The organism is Actinoallomurus sp. NBC_01490, assembly GCF_036227085.1.
Classification (GTDB): Bacteria; Actinomycetota; Actinomycetes; order Streptosporangiales; family Streptosporangiaceae; genus Actinoallomurus; species Actinoallomurus oryzae.
Genome location: NZ_CP109433.1, coordinates 4,194,711 through 4,210,920, shown reverse-complemented (window position 1 = coordinate 4,210,920; position 16,210 = coordinate 4,194,711). Strand labels below are relative to the sequence as shown.

The following is a 16,210-nucleotide window of genomic DNA, read 5'->3' as shown; positions in this document are numbered from 1 at the left end:
CTAGGGCGCGGTCCTTCGCCGCCACCACACGTGACTCTTTCCGGCCGGGGGCGGTCTCATGGGCTCATTCGCGCGATCGACGAGCGGCGCGGGCATCGCCGTCCTCACCGGGGGCATGGTGTTGACGGCCGTCCCGGCTCCCGCGACGGCCGCGACACGCGTCGTGCGGGTGCCGTGCAGCGCGACCGCGCTGAGCGAGGCGATAACGGCGGCCGACGCTTCGGCGAGCGACCCTCTCAGCCTCGCGCCGCACTGCGTCTACGACATCACGACTCCCGCGACCGCCGCGACGGCGCTGCCGGTCATCACCCGGGACGTCACCCTGCTCGGCGGGCCCGGCACCACGATCCGGCGCGCCCCGGCCGCCTCCGCGCGCTTCCGCCTCTTCGACGTCGCCGCGGGCGCGAGCCTGCGGATGGCCGACGTCTCCGTCCTGAACGGCGCGACGAGCGGTCTCGGCGGCGGCGTCCAGAACGCGGGCCATCTGGTGCTGAGCCAGGTCACCCTGACGGGGAACACCGCGGCCGACGGCGGCGCGATCGCCAACCTCGCGGGAGGCAGGGCGACGGTGTCGCGCAGTGTCCTCAGGGCGAACACCACCACCGGTGTCGGTGGCGGCGGAATCCTCAACGCGGGTACGGCGACGATCTTCGCCACCGACATCCGGTCCAACACCGCGCCGATCAACGGGGGCGGCGTCAACACCCAGCCGAGCGGCACGACGCAGGTCATCCGCACCACGGTCGAACACAACACGTCGGGCAGCCTGGGCGGCGGCCTGTCGAACCTGGGGAACACCATGCTGAACCGCACGGTGGTGCGCCTCAACCGCGGGTCGGCCGGCGGCGGGCTCGCGACCGCGAACACCAACGTGCTCATCAGCCGTTCGCTCGTGCGGGACAACACCCCCGGCAACTGCTCGCCGCGGGACACCATCGCGGGCTGCACCGGCTGACCGGACGCCGCCCGTAATCCAGATGCCGGTCCGGTGGCGCGGACGCCATACTGCGCGGGTGAGACGCTGGCGACAGGTATCCGAACTCGGACCCGGTGGCGTGTGCGGGCGGTGCCGGGGGCCGCTGCGGTCCTACACCTACCGCTCCCACCCTCGCGGCTCGCGGCTCTACGAACGCTGTGTGTCCTACTCCTGGTGTTCGCCGTGCCGCCGCTACGCGGGGCAGATGGTGCACGTCCCGAAGGACGAGGTGCTGCCCGACCCGCTGGGCGACCTGCCGGCCGACGAGCGCGACGCCATCCGCCGGAGCTCGCGCCTGGTCCCGTACGTCGACCGCGTGCTGACCCGTACCGGGGCGGCACCGCGTCCGCGCTGGGCGATCGCGCGAGAGCCGGTCGAGGCGACGAGTCTGCTGCGCGACTACTTCACCGACGTGGCGTCGCGCTACTACGGCCGGCCGGCGACCGGGGCGGAGGTCGACGCCGCGCTGGCCGAGGATCCGAGCGACGACCTGGTGTGCTTCCTCGTCGGCCGGTACGACGGGGCGCCCTCCGGTTGCGTGGGCCTGCGGCTGCTCGGTCCCGGCGTCACCGAGCTGACCCGGTTGTTCGTCCATCCGCGGGCCCGGCGGGCCGGTGGAGGCCACGCGCTGCTCGCCGCCGCCGAAGACGCGGCGCTCGACGACCTGCGGGCGCACACGATGCGGCTCGACACCCGGCACGACCTGGTCGAGGCGCGCGCCCTGTACGCGGCGCACGGCTACGTCGAGATCCCCGCCTACTCGCACGGCCCCTACGCCGAGCACTGGTTCGAGAAGCGCCTCGGCTGAGGTGGCGGGCTCCGCGCGACGTGCCCGGCGGCCTTGAATTTGCGTGCTCCGCAATATTGCGGGGCACGCACTTTCCGGCTATGGTCGCGACATGACCACCTCACGCGCGCCCGGCCACCGGGAGCGCAAGAAGCAGCAGACCCGTGAGGCTCTCAGCTGGGCCGCGCTGCGCCTCGCGGTCGAGCGCGGCCTCGGTGACGTCCTGGTCGAGGACATCGCCGCCGAGGCCGGCGTCTCCCCGCGCACCTTCAACAACTACTTCTCCAGCAAGGCCGAGGCCATCGTCTGGCGCCAGCTCGACCGCCTGCACCGCGTGGCCGGCCTGCTCCGCGAACGCCCGCCGGCCGAGCCGCTCTGGGAGGCCGTCACCCACGCGGCCACGACCACCTTCGACCACGGCGAGTCCCTGCCCGACCAGCAGTGGAGCACGGGCGTGCGCCTCATGCTCGGGGAGAGCGAGCTGCAGGCCGAGCTGATCAGAGGCAGCGCGGCGGTCGAGCGCGAACTCGCCGCCGTGATCGCCGAACGCACCGGCACCGACGCCGGCCGCGACCTGTATCCGCTGCTCGCCGCCGCGGCCATCGGCGCCGCGATCCGGTCCGCCGGCGAGCAGTGGCTGCGTACCGACCCTCCGGTGCCGCTGCCCACGCTGCTGCGCGACGCCCTCGACGCACTGGCGGCCGGCCTGCCCGCGCCCGAGTAGTCCCCCCTGCCCACCAGCGGCCCGCGCGCGAGGCCGCCATCTCACCCTGCCCACATCACGGGAGAACTCCATGACCCATGACGTTGTGATCATCGGCGGTGGGCCCAACGGCCTGCTGCTCTCCTGCGAGCTCGCGCTCGCCGGCGTACGACCCCTCGTGCTCGAACGGCTGGCCGAGCGCGCCACCCTGCCCAAGGCCAACGGGCTGGTGGGCCGCGTCGTCCAGGCGCTGGACCGCCGTGGCCTGTACGAGCGGCTGAGCGGTGGCGACGGCCCGCCGGTCGCCGTGCCGGGCTACCAGTTCGGCGCTCTGCCTCTGGAGCTGTACCGCCTGGAGGACAACCCCATGTTCATCCTGCCGATCCCCCAGCGGCGGCTGGAAGAACTCCTCGAAGAGCGTGCACGCGAACTGGGGGTGGAGATCCGGCGGGGGCACGAGCTGACCACGCTGCGCCAGACCGCCGACGAGGTCACCGCCGAGATCGCGGGTCCCGAGGGCGGTTACGCGCTGACCGCGCGGTTCCTCGTCGCCGCCGACGGCGGGCGCAGCACGGTGCGCAAGCGGCTCGGCGTCGGCTTCCCCGGCATCACCGACCGCGGCTTCACGAGCCGCACCGGGCAGGTCGCCATCGATCCTCCGTTCGCGGTGCCGGGCACCGGCGAGCTGGACGTGCCCGGCCTGGGCCGGCTACGCCCCGCCACGTTCACCCGCACCGAGCACGGCATGTTCGCGTACGGCATGTTCCAGCCGGGCGTCTACCGGGTCAGCACGATCGAGTGGTCGCCCTCGCCGCTGGAGGACAGCACGTCGATGCCGCTGGACGAACTCCGCGACGCCGTGCGCCGGGTGCTCGGCGCCGACGTCCCGATGCGCGCGCCGGACGGCGCTCACCCGGCGCTCCGCCGATCCATCGGTGCGAACTCCCGGCAGGCGGAGCGGTACCGGGAAGGGCGGGTGTTCCTCGTCGGCGACGCCGCCCACGTGCACTCCGGCATCGGCGGCCCCGGCCTGAATCTCGGCATGCAGGACGTGCTCAACCTCGGCTGGAAGCTCGCCGCCGCGGTACGCGGCTGGGCGCCGGAGGGCCTGCTCGACACGTACGAGAGCGAGCGACACCCCGTCGGCGAGCGCGTCATCATGCACACCCGCGCCCAGATGGCACTGACCTCGCCCGGCGCGGGCATCACGGCGCTGCGCGCGCTGTTCGGCGAGCTGCTCACCGATGCGAGCGCCGTCCGGCGCGTCGCCGAGCTGATGGCGGGCGCCGACGTCCGCTACGGCGACGGGCACGCGCACCCCATGACCGGCCGCTGGATGCCGGACCTGACCGTGAACACCGGATCCGGACCCACGCGGGTCGCCACAATGCTGCACGCGGCCCGCCCGGTGCTCCTCACGCGTACGAGCGGCGCCGCGAAGGCCTGGTCCGACCGGGTCGAGGAGGTCACGACGCCGGACGCCCCGGCCGAGGCGGTCCTCATCCGCCCCGACGGCTATGTGGCGTGGGCCGGCGAGGACACCGACGGACTGGAGGAGGCCCTGCACACCTGGTTCGGCGTGCCCGCGTGACGGAGGTTCCGCGGGCGGCACCCGCCTGGGTCCGCCGGAGCACGGACGATGGCCGGCCTCCGGCTCTCCCGGCTCAGGGCGACGCGTGCCGTCGGTCGCGGAAGCTCCTCACTCGCTTCGCGGGCGGCTCGTACCTCACCACCCACTACGCTCGCTCGTTCGCTACCGCTTGGCGGTGCGGGCGCGGTTGGTGCGTTCGACCGTGCCCGCGGCGGCGCCCTCGCGCAGGTGGTACAGCTCGGACGGCGAGATCGGCATCCGGGTGATCCGGATCCCCTCCGCGTCCTCGATCGCGGCGGCGATGACCGCCGAGCCGGGGATGACACCCGCCTCCCCCGCGCCCTTGACGCCGAGCGGGTTCAGCGGCGAGGCCGTCTCCATGTGGCCGGTCTCGATCCGCGGGACCTCGGTCGCGTACGGCATGAGGAAGTCCATGAACGACGCGTTGAGCAGCTGCCCTTCGGCGTCGTAGACCATCCGCTCGTACAGCGCGCCGCCGACGCCCTGCGCCACTCCCCCGTGGATCTGGCCCTCGACGATCCGGGGGTTGATGAGCCGGCCGCAGTCGTGCAGCACGGCGTACCGCAGGATCCGGATCTCGGCGGTGTCCGGGTCGGTCTCCACGATCGCGGCGTGCATGCCGTAGGCGAACGTCGAGCGCGGGGGCGAGTAGTAGTCCCTGCCCTCCAGGCCCGGTTCGCCGGTCAGCGGCGGGTCCTCCATCGAGCCGCCGACGGCGAACTGCGTCGCCTGCTGCGCCGCCTCGTCGAAGGCGTACCGCAGCGGGTTGGACAGCACCGCGACCGTGCGCAGCGGGATCGACGCCGCCGCGTTGCCCTTGACGCGTACGACGCCGTCGACGATCTCCAGGTCGCGGGGGTCGGCCTCCAGCGCCTCGCCGGCGATGCGCAGCGCCTTCTCACGCACCTTGCGGGCGGCCAGGGCGATGGCGTTGCCGCTCATCACGGCCGCACGCGAGGCGAACGTGCCGACCGCGTACCCGAAGCGCCGGGTGTCGCCCGTCGTCACGATCACGTCTTCGATCGGCACGCCCAGCTCGGCCGCGGCGACCTGGGCGAACACGGTCTGGTGCCCCTGGCCCTGCGAGGTCAGGCCGGTGGAGACGTGCACCCGCCCGCTGGAGTCGATCTCGACGTGGCCGCCCTCGTACGGGCCGACGCCGGTGCCCTCGACGTAGCAGGCAAGCCCGATGCCGACGCGGCGGCCCTGCCGCTCGGCCTCGGCGCGGAACGCCGCGAAGTCGTCCCAGCCGATCAGCTCCTTGACGCGCCGCAGCATCTCCGGGTAGTCGCCGGAGTCGTAGATCAGCGGCCGGCCGTCCTGGAAGATCAGCCCCTGGTCGTAGGGGAACTCCTCGGGCCGGATCAGGTTGACCTCGCGGACCGCCGCCCGGTCGAGGCCGAGTTCGTCGGCGATCCGGTCCATCGTGCGCTCCATGCAGAACGCGCCCTGCGGGCGGCCCGCGCCGCGGTACGGCGTGACGATGACCGTGTTGGTGTAGAGGCTGGTGAACTCCACCCGGTAAGCGCCGGGCTTGTACGGCCCGAGCAGCTGTGTCGAGGTGATGATCGGCACGATGATGCCGTACGGGGTGTAGGCGCCGTGGTCGTGCTGGATCCGCACGTCCAGGCCGAGGAGCCGGCCCTCGTCGTCGAAGCCGACCCGGACGTGCTGCACCTGGGCCCGCTCGTGCGCGGCGGAGACGAAGTGCTCGCGCCGGTCCTCGGTCCACTTGACCTCCCGGCCGAGCAGCCGCGCCGCCCACGGCACGAGGACCTCCTCCGGCCACGGATGGACGATCTTGACGCCGAAGCCGCCGCCGACGTCCGGCGCGATGACCTCCACCTTGTTCGCGGGCAGGCCGAGCTTGGCGGCGATCGCCATGCGCACGCTCGTGGAGGTCTGTGTGGAGGAGTACACCCGCAGGGACCCGTCGTCGGCGTCCCACCGGGCGTAGACGCCGCGCCCCTCCAGCGGCATCGACGCGCTGCGCTCGATGTCGAGCCGGAACTCCAGCACGTGCGGCGCGGCGCCGATCGCGGCCGGCGCGTCACCGGTCTCTTGCACGAGGTGCGCGCCGACGTTGCCGGGCACGTCGTCGTGGACGCTCTGGGTGGCGTTCGCGGAGTTCTCTATGCCGACGACGGGCGGCAGCGGCTCGTACGTCACCCGGATCCGCTCGGCGGCGTCCTCGGCCAGGTAACGGTCGCGTGCGACCACCATGACGACCGCCTCGCCGACGTGCCGTACGACCTCGCGCGCCAGCGGGTAGGCGGTGCGGCCGTGGGTCAGCGCCGGGTGCGGGATCAGCAGCGGCAGCGGCTCCCCGACCCGTCCGGGCAGGTCTTCCCAGGTGTAGATCGCGACCAGGCCGTCGACGTCCAGGGCGTCGTCGACGTCGATGCCGGTGATCCGCGCGTGCGCGTGCGGCGACCGGACGAACGCCGCGGCGAGCGCGTCCCGCCCGAGGTCGTCGAGGTAGCGTCCCTGGCCGGTGACCAGGCGCGGGTCCTCCCGGCGGGCGATCGGCTCGCCGAACATCACCGGTCCGCCCCCTCTTCGGCGATCAGGTCGGCGGCGCGGTGCACCGCTTTGACGATGTTCTGGTACCCCGTGCACCGGCACAGGTTGCCCGAGACGCCCTCGAGCACCTCCTCCTCGCTCGGCCGCGGGTTGTCCCGCAGGAGCGCGGTGACCGTGCACAGGAACCCCGGGGTGCAGAAGCCGCACTGCAGGCCGTGGCATTCGGTGAAGGCCCGCTGCACCGGCGACATGCCGCCGCCCGCGCCGAGGCCCTCCACCGTGGTGATCTCGTGCCCGGCCGCGGTGACGGCGAACATCAGGCACGAGCGGACCGGCTCACCGTCGAACAGGACCGTGCAGCAGCCGCAGACGCCGTGTTCGCAGCCCACGTGGGTGCCGGTCAGGCCGAGGTCGTGGCGGAGGAAGTCCGAGAGCAGCCGCCGCGGCTCCGCCGACGCCGTCCGCGGCACCCCGTTCACGTTAAGGCTGATCTCCCTGGTCATGAGCCCTCCTGCGTCGGGGAGGGCGACCACAGGGGCGCGTCTTCGATTCCCTCGCTTCGCTCGGTCATGAGACCTCCTTCGTCGGAGGGCGTGACCACAGGGGGGCGTCTTCGGTTCCCTCGCTTCGCTCGGTCATAGGGCCTCCTGGGCGGCGGCGCGCAGGGTGCGCTCGGTGAGGACGCCGGCGAGGTGGCGGCGGTAGTCCGCGCTCGCGTGGATGTCCTCGTCGGTGTCGAGGTGATCCCGCGCGTACGCGGCTGCGGCGGCCCAGTCGCAGGTGACCGGCGGCCGGTGGCCGAGCGGCCCGGCCAGGTCCAGGACGAGCGGGGTGGCCGCCACGCTCAGGTAGGCGACCTTGGCCGCGCTCACCCGCTGGTCCTCATCCAGGGTCACCAGCGCGGCGGCGCCGGCCACGGCGTAGTCGCCGTGCCGCCGTGCCACCTCCGCGAACGCCGTGCCGCTCCGGGCGGGCGGCGCCGGGAAGAACGCCGCCGTGGCCAGTTCGCCCGGCCGCAGCGACGACTCGAGCGGCCCGGCGAAGAACTCCGCGGCCGGGATCGTCCGCCGTCCACCGGCCGACAGCGCCTCGACGGTGCCTCCCAGCAGCGCGAGGACGGCGGGCAGTTCGGCCGCCGGGTCGGCGTGCGCGAGGCTGCCGACGACGGTGCCGCGGTTGCGGATGACGGGATGGGCGACCTGCCGCAGCGCCGCGCGCAGCAGCGGCAGCACGCCGGCCGCCTCGCCCGACCGTTCGACGCGCGCGTGCCGGGCGAGCGCCCCGACCCGCACCCCCTCCGCGGTGACCTCCAGGGTGTCCAGCGCGGTGACGCGGTTGATGTCGACGAGGTGGGCCGGGGCGGCCAGCCGCATGTTGAGCAGCGGGATCAGGCTCTGCCCGCCGGCCAGGACCTTCGCGTCCTCCCCCGTACGGGCGAGGACGTCCAGGGCCTCCTCCAGCGTCTCCGGAGCGTGGTGGTCGAACGGGGGCGGCTTCACGGGAGGCTCACTCCGCTCCCTCCGCGGCCGGCCGGGCGGGCGTGTCCGTGACGCCGTCGCGCTCGCCCGGCGCGATGACGCCGCCGCCCGCGTCGCGCGGCGAGCGCGGAGCTGCGGACAGGAGGTGGTAGCCGACCAGGACCGCGATGGTGCCGAGCGCGATGCCCTGGAGCGGGAAGTCCTTGGTGATCTTGAGCGTGACGTCGCCCACGGCGAGAATGATGCCCGCCGCGACGGGCACGAGGTTGACCGGATCGCCGAAGTCCACCCGGTTCTCGATCCAGATTTTGGCTCCGAGCAGACCGATCATGCCGTACAGCACGACGGTGATGCCGCCGAGGACACCGCCCGGGGTCGCCGCCACGAGCGCGCCGAACTTCGGGCACAGGCCGAACAGGATGGCCACGATCGCGGCCACGTAGTAGGCGGCGGTCGAGTAGATCCGCGTGGCGGCCATGACGCCGATGTTCTCGGCGTACGTGGTCGTCGGCGAGCCGCCGACCGCGCTCGCCAGGAACGTCCCCACGCCGTCGGCGGCCAGCGCGCGGCCGAGGTAGGGGTCCAGGTTGGTCTCGGTCATCGCGGCGACCGCCTTGACGTGCCCGGTGTTCTCGGCGATCAGCGCGATGACCGCGGGCAGGGCGACCAGGATGGCCGAGGTCTTGAAGCCGGGCCCGTGCAGGTGCGGGAGGCCGAACCAGTCGGCCGCCCGCACGCCGTCGAAGTTCACCCGGTAGTGCGTGCCCATCTTCCCCGCGCCGTCCACCGCGGTGATCGTGCCGGCGAGCCGGTCGAGGACCCACGACAGCACGTACCCGAAGATCAGGCCGAGCAGGATGGCGATACGGGACCAGAAGCCGCGCAGCACCACCGCGCAGAACACCACGAACGCGAGCGTGGCGAGCGCGACCCACTGGTCCTGCGGCCAGTAGACGTTCGCGACGACCGGCGCGAGGTTGAAGCCGATCAGCATGACGACCGCGCCGGTGACGACCGGCGGGAAGATCCGGTGGATGACCTCGGCACCCAGGAAGTGGATGACGACGCCGACCGCGGCGAGCACGAGGCCGGCGACCAGGATCGCGCCGGTGACGTCGGCGGTCGAGCCGCCCGCCCCGCGGATGGAGGCGACCGCGCCGACGAACGACGCGCTGGTGCCCAGGTAGCTCGGCACCTTCCCGTTCACGATCAGCAGGAACAGGATCGTCATGATGCCCGACATCATGATCGCCAGGTTGGGGTCCAGGCCCATCACGACCGGGAAGACGAACGTCGCGCCGAACATCGCCACGACGTGCTGGGCGCCGATGCCGATGGTGCGGTCCCACGAGAGCCGCTCGCCGGGCGCGACCACCTCGCCCGGCCCGAGCCCGCGGCCGTCACCGTGCAGTTTCCATCCGATCGCCATGGCGGCCCTCCAGGATGCAGTTGCGGGCACGCTAGAACCGTGTCTCCTCGCGGACATCGTCGAGAACTGCCAAACCGGGACATCGGGGGTTGTGACCAGGGCGGGTTTCATGATCCCCGGTCGCGGGGTAGACCACCGGGCCTCAGATACCCCGCATGCGCAGTACGTGGAGCGCGAGGGTCAGGTTGAGGCGGAGGTGGGCGTCCTCGGTGAACGGGCCGAGGAGCCGTTCGAGCTTGCCGATCCGGTAGCGCAACGTGTTGTAGTGGAAGTGCAGCCGCCGCGCGGTCTCGGCCACGTTGAGGTTCGTCTCCAGCAGCACCTGGAGCGTGCGCCGCAGGTCGACGGCCTCCGGGTCGCCGTCGCCGGCGAGCTCGCCGAGGGTCTCCTCGACGAAGGCGTGCAGCTCGGCGGTGTCGCCCACCAGGCTCAGCAGCCGGAAGACGCCGAGCTGGTCGAAGTGCGCGACCGCGCCGTCGCCGTGGAGCTGGCGGCCCACGCGCACGGCCTTCACCGCCTGGTCGTAGGCGGCCGGCAGCTCGCCCGGCACCGCGGCCGTACGGCTGACGCCGACCGAGAACGTCCGGCCGGCGTCACCGAACACGGCGGCGGCGTCCTTGGCGAGCGTCGTGACGTCGCAGGCGTCCGCGCCGAGGACGGCGACGACCTCGTGGCTGAAACCGGCCACGGCGCCCTTGCGGTCGCGGCGGCGCACGGCCGAGGTCAGCGCCGAGGTCAGCCGGTCCTGGAGCATCCGCTCGTCCGTCACGCCCGCCGGACCGCGGTCCAGCTCGGCCACGACCACCATGACCGGGCGGCCGAGGTCCCAGCCGAAGCTCGCGCTGTGCGCGACGACGTGCTCGTCACCGCCGCCCGGCCGGCCGGTGAGCACGTCGCGCAGGAAGTCGGCGCGGTACTTGCTCTCCACCGCGGAGACGGCCTGCTGTTTGGTGATGACCAGCGCGGCGACCGTGGCGGCGCGTTCGAGCATGCCGACCTCGGGCGCCGTCTCGCCGACCGCCGTCATCCGGCCGTAGGTGTAGCCGCCGGCCACGACCGGCACCACCGTACGGTCGCCGTGCGCTCCGTACTCCCCGGCCCCGGGGCCGCCCTCGCGCAGCGCCGCCAGGTAACGCTCGTCACCGGAGGCGACCAGCTCGTGTCCGTCGCCGTCGATGACCGCGACGGCCGCGCCGAGCAGGGTGGCGACCTCGTCGGTGATCTCCTGCAGCCCGCCGCCGCACAGCACGATCTGCACGAGCGCCCGGTGCACCTCCTCGGTGCGCGCGAGGATCGCGGCCTGCCGGTTGAGGATGTCGGTCAGCACCTGGTTGAGGACGTCGTCGAAGCCGACGTCATTCGCGAGCAGGATCAGCGGGAAGCCCAGCCGGTCGGCCTGCTCCAGCATCTCGTCCGGAAGGCCGTCGAGGTAGCGGCCGAGCTTGATCGCGATCGCCGCGAGGCCGCGTTCGTCGAGGTCGGCGACCAGGTGGCCGAGCGACTGCGGCGTGTTGCGCAGCGGGTATCCCGTCGTGAGGAGCAGCTCGTGCGGCTTCACCCAGCCGAGGATGTCCGGCACCTCCATCACGTTGAGGCGCTGCACCACCCGGTCGAGCCCGCTCTCACCGGCGATCACGCGTGCCCCGGAGAGTGCGGGAACGCCGAGCACCTCGCCGACGGACAGCCCGTAGGTGAGGGTTCCGGTGCTCGCGAGACGCAGTGTGGGAGGGAGGGGCTCGGTGAAGGACATGGGTGCCCGATCTGCCGCAGTTGACCACCTATGCGCGAACAACCATGACAACAGACACGAACGATGGCAACCATCCTTGGCAGAATTCTCCATACGGCCGGGACCGGGCCCGGTCTACGTTCGCCACGAGCGAGCCCATCACGGGGAGGCGATCTGGTGACGGTGTCCACCGCCCGGCGCAGGTCCGGCACGCGCGGCTCCCCCACGGTGACGGTGCCCACGCTCGCCGGCGCCGCCAGCCTGGGCGTCCGCTCCGCGCTCGGCGGACCCCGCCGCCACGGCCGGGTCATCGCGGTCTTCCCCTCCGCCGTCTACCTGCGGGTCGACCGGTCCCCCGAGCCCGCGGTGATCGCGCTGACCGCCTCCGACGCCGTACGCCCGCCGAACGCGGTCGTCCTGGCCGTCCCCACCCGGCACGAGCCGTTCCGCGCGGTTCGCGAGGGCGACGAGGCGTGCGCCGGCGACGGCTGCGTGCTGGTCGGCGGGCGGCTGCGCGCGCGGGTGCGCCGCTGGTGGGACCCCACACCCGTGCTCGGGCCGCTGTCGCTGGCCCGCCTCTCGCACGGCGAGCGCGCGCTCGGCACGGTCACCGGACCGTGGGGCCTGTCCGGCCACGAGACGCCGAAGAACCTCGCGGAGGCCTGCCTCGCCGGCGACCTCGCGCACGCCGTCGACGCCGCCGAGCGCATCGTCGGCCTCGGCCCGGGCCTGACCCCCAGCGGCGACGACGCCCTCGCCGGCCTGCTGCTGGCGCTGCGCCTGCTCGGCGGCGCGGTGCCCGGCGGCGGGCGCGCGGTGTGGCTCGCCGACTGGCTCGGCGCCGCCGTCACCGCCCACGCCGGCGAGCGTACGACGTCGCTCGCCGCGACCCTGCTGCACTGCGCCGCCCGCGGCCAGGCGAGTTTCGAGGCGGCGGCCGTCCTGCGCGGCATCGCCGGCCAGGACCCGCTCGTCCCCGCCGCGCGGCGGCTCATCGCCACCGGTCACACGTCCGGCGCCGACCTGACGTGGGGACTGCTGCTCGGCTGCCGCGCCGCGCTGGCGCTGAGCGCCGCCGCCCGGCCCGCGCCCGGCGAGGGCCCGTGACCGGGCGGAGCGAGGGAACGAGAGAGAACAACCCCTGGTCACGGAGTCGGTGAAGGAGGCGCCGTGACCGGGTCCACACGACGGAGCGAGAGGCGGGGAACCCTGGGCACCAACGAAGTGGTGGAGGTACGGCCCGGCGCGTACCACGACTCGGTGACGCTCATGCGGGCCGGCCGCCGCCTGGCCGAGCGCCCGGGAGTGAGCGCCGCGCTGACGGCCATGGCCACCACGCTCAACGTCGACCTGCTCGCCGAGATGGGCTTCACGCCTCCGCCCGGAGCGCGGCCCGACGACCTGCTCGTGGCGATCCGCGCGGACGACGAGGCCGCGCTGGAGTCCGCCCGAGCCACGGTCGACGAGCTGCTCGCCACCCGCACCGCGCCCCGTGCGTTCGGCGCTCCTCCCCCGCCCCGCACGACCGGGTCGGCGGCCCGGCGGACCGACGCCACCGTCGCGCTGATCTCGGTGCCCGGGCCGTACGTCTTCGCCGAGGCGATGGACGCGCTGGAGGCCGGGCTGAACCCCATGATCTTCAGCGACAACGTGCCGGTCGAGCACGAGCTGGCGCTCAAGGAGACGGCCGCCCGGCGCGGCCTGCTCGTGATGGGCCCCGACTGCGGCACCGCCGTGATCGGCGGGGTCGGGCTCGGCTTCGCCAACGTCGTGCGCCCGGGCCGGATCGGCCTGGTCGCCGCCTCCGGCACCGGCGCCCAGCAGGTCATGAGCCTGCTCGACGAGGCGGGCGCCGGGATCAGCCACGTGCTGGGCGTCGGCGGGCGCGACCTGTCCGCCGAGATCAGCGGCCGGTCGACCCTCCAGGCCCTGCGGGCGCTGGACGCGGACCCGGCCACCGATCTGATCGTCGTGGTGTCCAAGCCCCCCGCGCCGGAGGTCGGCGACCTCATCCGGTCGGCGGCGCGGCGGCTGGCCACCCCGGTGCGCCTGGGGCTGCTCGGCGAGGGCGGCGGCGACCTGACCGCCGTGGCCGAGGACGCCCTGAACACCGTCGGCGCGCCCTTGCCCGAGTGGCCGTCCTGGATGCCCGCCGCGCGTTCGCACCCGCCGAGGCGCGGCCGGATCCGCGGGCTGTTCGCCGGGGGCACGCTGTGCGAGGAGGCCTCGATCGTCGCCGGTTCGACGCCGCACGAGATGACCGACCTCGGCGATGACCGCTACACCCGTGGCCGCGCCCATCCGATGATCGACCCGACGCTGCGGCTCGAACGCCTCGCCACCGAGACGGCGAGCGACGCGAACGCGGTCGTGCTGATCGACGTCGTCCTCGGCCACGGCGCCGACCCCGATCCCGCCTCCGCCCTCGTCCCGCTCATCCGCGACGCCCGGGTGCCGGTGGTCGTGTCGCTGTGCGGCACCTCCGGCGACCCGCAGGGCCGCGACCGGCAGGCCTGGGCGCTCGCGGGCGCCGGCGCGGCGGTCTTCGCCTCCAACGCGGCGGCCGCGCGTCACGCCGTCGCCCTCGCGGAAGGATCGTGACCATGCGCGGGAGAGACGACGACGGCGCCGGGCTCGGCGGGCTGCTCACCCGCGAGGTCAGGGTCGTCGCGGCCGGCGCGTCCGTGCTGGCCGACGCGCTCGCCGAGCAGGCCGTACCCGTGGAGACGGTCGAGTGGCGGCCTCCGGACGGCGACCTCGCGGCCGATCTGGCCGTCGTCACGGGCGACCGGCGCCTGCCGGAGGCCAACGCGGAGGCGGTCCGCCGCATGCTCGGCGCCCGGCCCCACCTGGTCGACGTCCGGCCTGCGGGCGAGGTCCTCGGCATCGAACGCGGCGCGTTCCTCCACGCCGGGCCGCCCCTGGCCTGGGACCGCGCCTCGGGCCCGATGCGCGGCGCGCTCATCGGCGCGGCGCTCTTCGAAGGCCTGGCCGACACGCCCGAGGACGCCGAGCGGATGCTCCGCGCCGCGCCGCTCGAACCCTGCCACCACCACCGCGCGGTCGGCCCGATGGCGGGTGTGGTCAGCCCGTCGATGTGGATGTTCGTGGTCGAGGACGCCGAGAGCGGCGGCACCGCGTACTGCTCGCTCAACGAGGGTCTCGGCAAGGTCCTGCGCTACGGGGCGTACGGGCCGGAGGTGATCGAGCGGCTGCGCTGGATGGCCGGCGACCTCGGCCCGAGGCTGCGCGACGCCGTACGGGCGCACGGGCCCGTCGACCTGCGGGCGATCATGGCCCAGGCGCTGCACATGGGTGACGAGCTGCACAACCGCAACCGCGCGGCGACCTCCCTGTTCGTGCGCGAGCTGGCGGGCGACCTGGCCGATGCGGGCGGCGCGCGTGCCCTGCGGTTCGCGGCCGGCAACGACCACTTCTTCCTCAACCTGGCCATGGCCGCGGGCAAGGTGAGCGCGGACGCCGCCCGCGGCGTGCCCGGCTCGTCGATGGTCGTGGCGATGGCGCGCAACGGCACCGACTTCGGCGTCCAGGTCTCCGGCACGGGCGACCGCTGGTTCACCGGGCCGGCCGGCGTCCCCGACGGGCTCTACCTGGGCTCGTACGGCCCGGCCGACGCCAACCCCGACATCGGCGACTCGACCATCACCGAGACCACCGGGGTGGGCGGGTTCGCCATGGCGGCGGCGCCGGCGATCGTACGGTTCATCGGCGGCGAGGTGCCCGACGCGCTCGCCGCGACCCAGCGCATGTACGAGATCACCCTGGCCGAGCACCCGGCCTTCCAGGTGCCGATCCTCGACTTTCGCGGCACGCCGGCGGGCATCGACGTCACCAAGGTCGTCCGCACCGGCCTGCTGCCGGTCGTCAACACCGGCATCGCCGGACGCGTCGCCGGCACCGGGCAGGTGGGCGCGGGCCTGGTGTCCCCGCCGGCCGAGGTGTTCGCCCAGGCTGTGCACGCCCTGGCCGAGCAGGCGACAATCACACCATGACGCTCACGGGTGACCAGTACGAGATCTCCGCCGGCCCCTACGCGGCGGTCGTGACCGAGCAGGGGGCGAGCCTGCGCGCGCTCGCGCACGACGGGCGGCCGCTGATCCTCTCCCACGGCCCCGACGAACCACCGCCGGCCGCCGCGGGGCAACTGCTCGCCCCCTGGCCCAACCGCATCGACCACGGCCGCTACTCCTTCGACGGCGAGGCCTACGCCCTGCCGATCAACGAGGGCCCGCTGGACAACGCGATCCACGGGCTCGTCCGGTTCGCGCCCTGGCGCGTCGCCGGGCACGAGAGCCACCGCGTGACCCTCACCCACCGGCTGCTCGGGTACTCGGGCTACCCGTTCCGCCTCGACCTCACCGTGGAGTACTCCCTCGACGCGAGCGGCGGCCTGACGGTGCGCCAGTCGGCGCGCAACGCCGGCTCACGCGTGGCGCCGTACGGGCACGGGGCGCACCCCTACCTCACGCTCGGGCGGCCGCTGGACGAGTGCGACCTGCTCGTCACCGCCGAGCGCTACCTGGAGACCGACTCGCGCTCCATCCCCGTCGGCGACGCGCGGGACGTCGCGGGCACGCCGTACGACTTCCGCGCGCCGCGGCGTCTGGGCGCCACCGCGATCAACCACCCCTACACCGCGCTGGTCCGCGACGGCGACGGCCGGGCGTGGATACGGCTCAGCGACGGCGAACTCGCCGTGGCGCTGTGGGCCGGTGAGGGCCATCCGTGGCTGGAGGTCTACACCCGCGACGAGGTGACCGACGAGACGCGGCGCACCGGCCTCGGCGCCGAGCCGATGACCTGCCCGCCGAACTCCTTCGTCACCGGCGTCGACCTCATCGCGCTGAGGCCCGGTGCGGAGACCTCCGGCCTCTGGGGCATCACCGCGGGCTGACGGCCCTACGTGATCACCCGTCTCGGGGCGGTTTCGGTCGGTAACGTGTGGCGCAGCA

At 73.8% G+C, this 16,210-nt stretch carries 13 protein-coding genes; 8 read left to right on the top strand and 5 right to left on the bottom strand.

Translation table 11 applies throughout. The annotated features are described in order from the left end of the window. Positions 1-58 precede the first annotated feature (58 nt). From OG417_RS20190 to OG417_RS20175, 4 genes are all read left to right on the top strand, one after another. Entirely contained in the window at positions 59-955 is an 897-nt protein-coding gene (locus OG417_RS20190) for a hypothetical protein (RefSeq protein ID WP_329258179.1), read from the top strand. A gap of 58 nt (positions 956-1,013) precedes the next feature. After that, positions 1,014-1,784 (top strand): GNAT family N-acetyltransferase, encoded by a 771-nt coding sequence (locus OG417_RS20185; RefSeq protein ID WP_329258176.1) that lies wholly within the window; start codon positions 1,014-1,016, stop codon positions 1,782-1,784. Between the two features lie 91 nt (positions 1,785-1,875). Continuing rightward, positions 1,876-2,487, top strand: a complete 612-nt coding sequence (locus OG417_RS20180) for an acyl-CoA-like ligand-binding transcription factor (RefSeq protein WP_329258173.1) — start codon at positions 1,876-1,878, stop codon at positions 2,485-2,487. A 70-nt stretch (positions 2,488-2,557) separates the two neighbouring features. Further along, positions 2,558-4,057 (top strand): FAD-dependent monooxygenase, encoded by a 1,500-nt coding sequence (locus OG417_RS20175; protein WP_329258170.1) that lies wholly within the window; start codon positions 2,558-2,560, stop codon positions 4,055-4,057. 162 nt (positions 4,058-4,219) lie between these two features. Here the strand turns inward: OG417_RS20175 and cutA are convergent, their stop codons facing one another. The 5 genes from cutA to OG417_RS20150 form a co-directional block, all read right to left on the bottom strand. After that, complete coding sequence (gene cutA / locus OG417_RS20170; protein ID WP_329258167.1) at positions 4,220-6,619, bottom strand: aerobic carbon-monoxide dehydrogenase large subunit; 2,400 nt, start codon at positions 6,617-6,619, stop codon at positions 4,220-4,222. Then, positions 6,619-7,104, bottom strand: a complete 486-nt coding sequence (locus tag OG417_RS20165) for a (2Fe-2S)-binding protein (RefSeq protein WP_329258165.1) — start codon at positions 7,102-7,104, stop codon at positions 6,619-6,621. Before OG417_RS20165 ends, cutA begins: the two co-directional genes overlap by 1 nt. Before the next feature lie 132 nt (positions 7,105-7,236). After that, on the bottom strand, positions 7,237-8,100 hold the full coding sequence (locus tag OG417_RS20160) for an FAD binding domain-containing protein (RefSeq protein WP_329258161.1): 864 nt from the start codon (positions 8,098-8,100) through the stop codon (positions 7,237-7,239). Positions 8,101-8,107: 7 nt separating this feature from the next. Further along, entirely contained in the window at positions 8,108-9,508 is a 1,401-nt protein-coding gene (locus tag OG417_RS20155; RefSeq protein WP_329258157.1) for a uracil-xanthine permease family protein, read from the bottom strand. A gap of 142 nt (positions 9,509-9,650) precedes the next feature. After that, entirely contained in the window at positions 9,651-11,258 is a 1,608-nt protein-coding gene (locus OG417_RS20150) for a PucR family transcriptional regulator (RefSeq protein WP_329258153.1), read from the bottom strand. Between the two features lie 156 nt (positions 11,259-11,414). On the opposite strand from OG417_RS20150, the gene OG417_RS20145 reads away from it, so the two are divergent. The 4 genes from OG417_RS20145 to OG417_RS20130 all read left to right on the top strand — a co-directional run bounded on the left by OG417_RS20145 (position 11,415) and on the right by OG417_RS20130 (position 16,152). Beyond that, complete coding sequence (locus OG417_RS20145; RefSeq protein ID WP_329258150.1) at positions 11,415-12,344, top strand: oxamate carbamoyltransferase subunit AllH family protein; 930 nt, start codon at positions 11,415-11,417, stop codon at positions 12,342-12,344. 63 nt (positions 12,345-12,407) lie between these two features. After that, positions 12,408-13,838 (top strand): FdrA family protein, encoded by a 1,431-nt coding sequence (locus tag OG417_RS20140; protein ID WP_329258148.1) that lies wholly within the window; start codon positions 12,408-12,410, stop codon positions 13,836-13,838. Between the two features lie 2 nt (positions 13,839-13,840). Next, on the top strand, positions 13,841-15,250 hold the full coding sequence (locus tag OG417_RS20135) for a DUF1116 domain-containing protein (protein WP_329258147.1): 1,410 nt from the start codon (positions 13,841-13,843) through the stop codon (positions 15,248-15,250). Next, complete coding sequence (locus OG417_RS20130; RefSeq protein ID WP_329258145.1) at positions 15,247-16,152, top strand: aldose 1-epimerase family protein; 906 nt, start codon at positions 15,247-15,249, stop codon at positions 16,150-16,152. Before OG417_RS20135 ends, OG417_RS20130 begins: the two co-directional genes overlap by 4 nt. Positions 16,153-16,210 lie beyond the last annotated feature (58 nt).

Coding starts and splice junctions, on each gene's coding strand:
- OG417_RS20190 (WP_329258179.1), top strand. CDS start 59: ATGGGCTCATTCGCGCGATCGACGAGCGGCGCGGGCATCGCCGTCCTC.
- OG417_RS20180 (WP_329258173.1), top strand. CDS start 1,876: ATGACCACCTCACGCGCGCCCGGCCACCGGGAGCGCAAGAAGCAGCAG.
- OG417_RS20175 (WP_329258170.1), top strand. CDS start 2,558: ATGACCCATGACGTTGTGATCATCGGCGGTGGGCCCAACGGCCTGCTG.
- cutA (WP_329258167.1), bottom strand. CDS start 6,619: ATGTTCGGCGAGCCGATCGCCCGCCGGGAGGACCCGCGCCTGGTCACC.
- OG417_RS20165 (WP_329258165.1), bottom strand. CDS start 7,104: ATGACCAGGGAGATCAGCCTTAACGTGAACGGGGTGCCGCGGACGGCG.
- OG417_RS20155 (WP_329258157.1), bottom strand. CDS start 9,508: ATGGCGATCGGATGGAAACTGCACGGTGACGGCCGCGGGCTCGGGCCG.
- OG417_RS20150 (WP_329258153.1), bottom strand. CDS start 11,258: ATGTCCTTCACCGAGCCCCTCCCTCCCACACTGCGTCTCGCGAGCACC.
- OG417_RS20135 (WP_329258147.1), top strand. CDS start 13,841: ATGCGCGGGAGAGACGACGACGGCGCCGGGCTCGGCGGGCTGCTCACC.
- OG417_RS20130 (WP_329258145.1), top strand. CDS start 15,247: ATGACGCTCACGGGTGACCAGTACGAGATCTCCGCCGGCCCCTACGCG.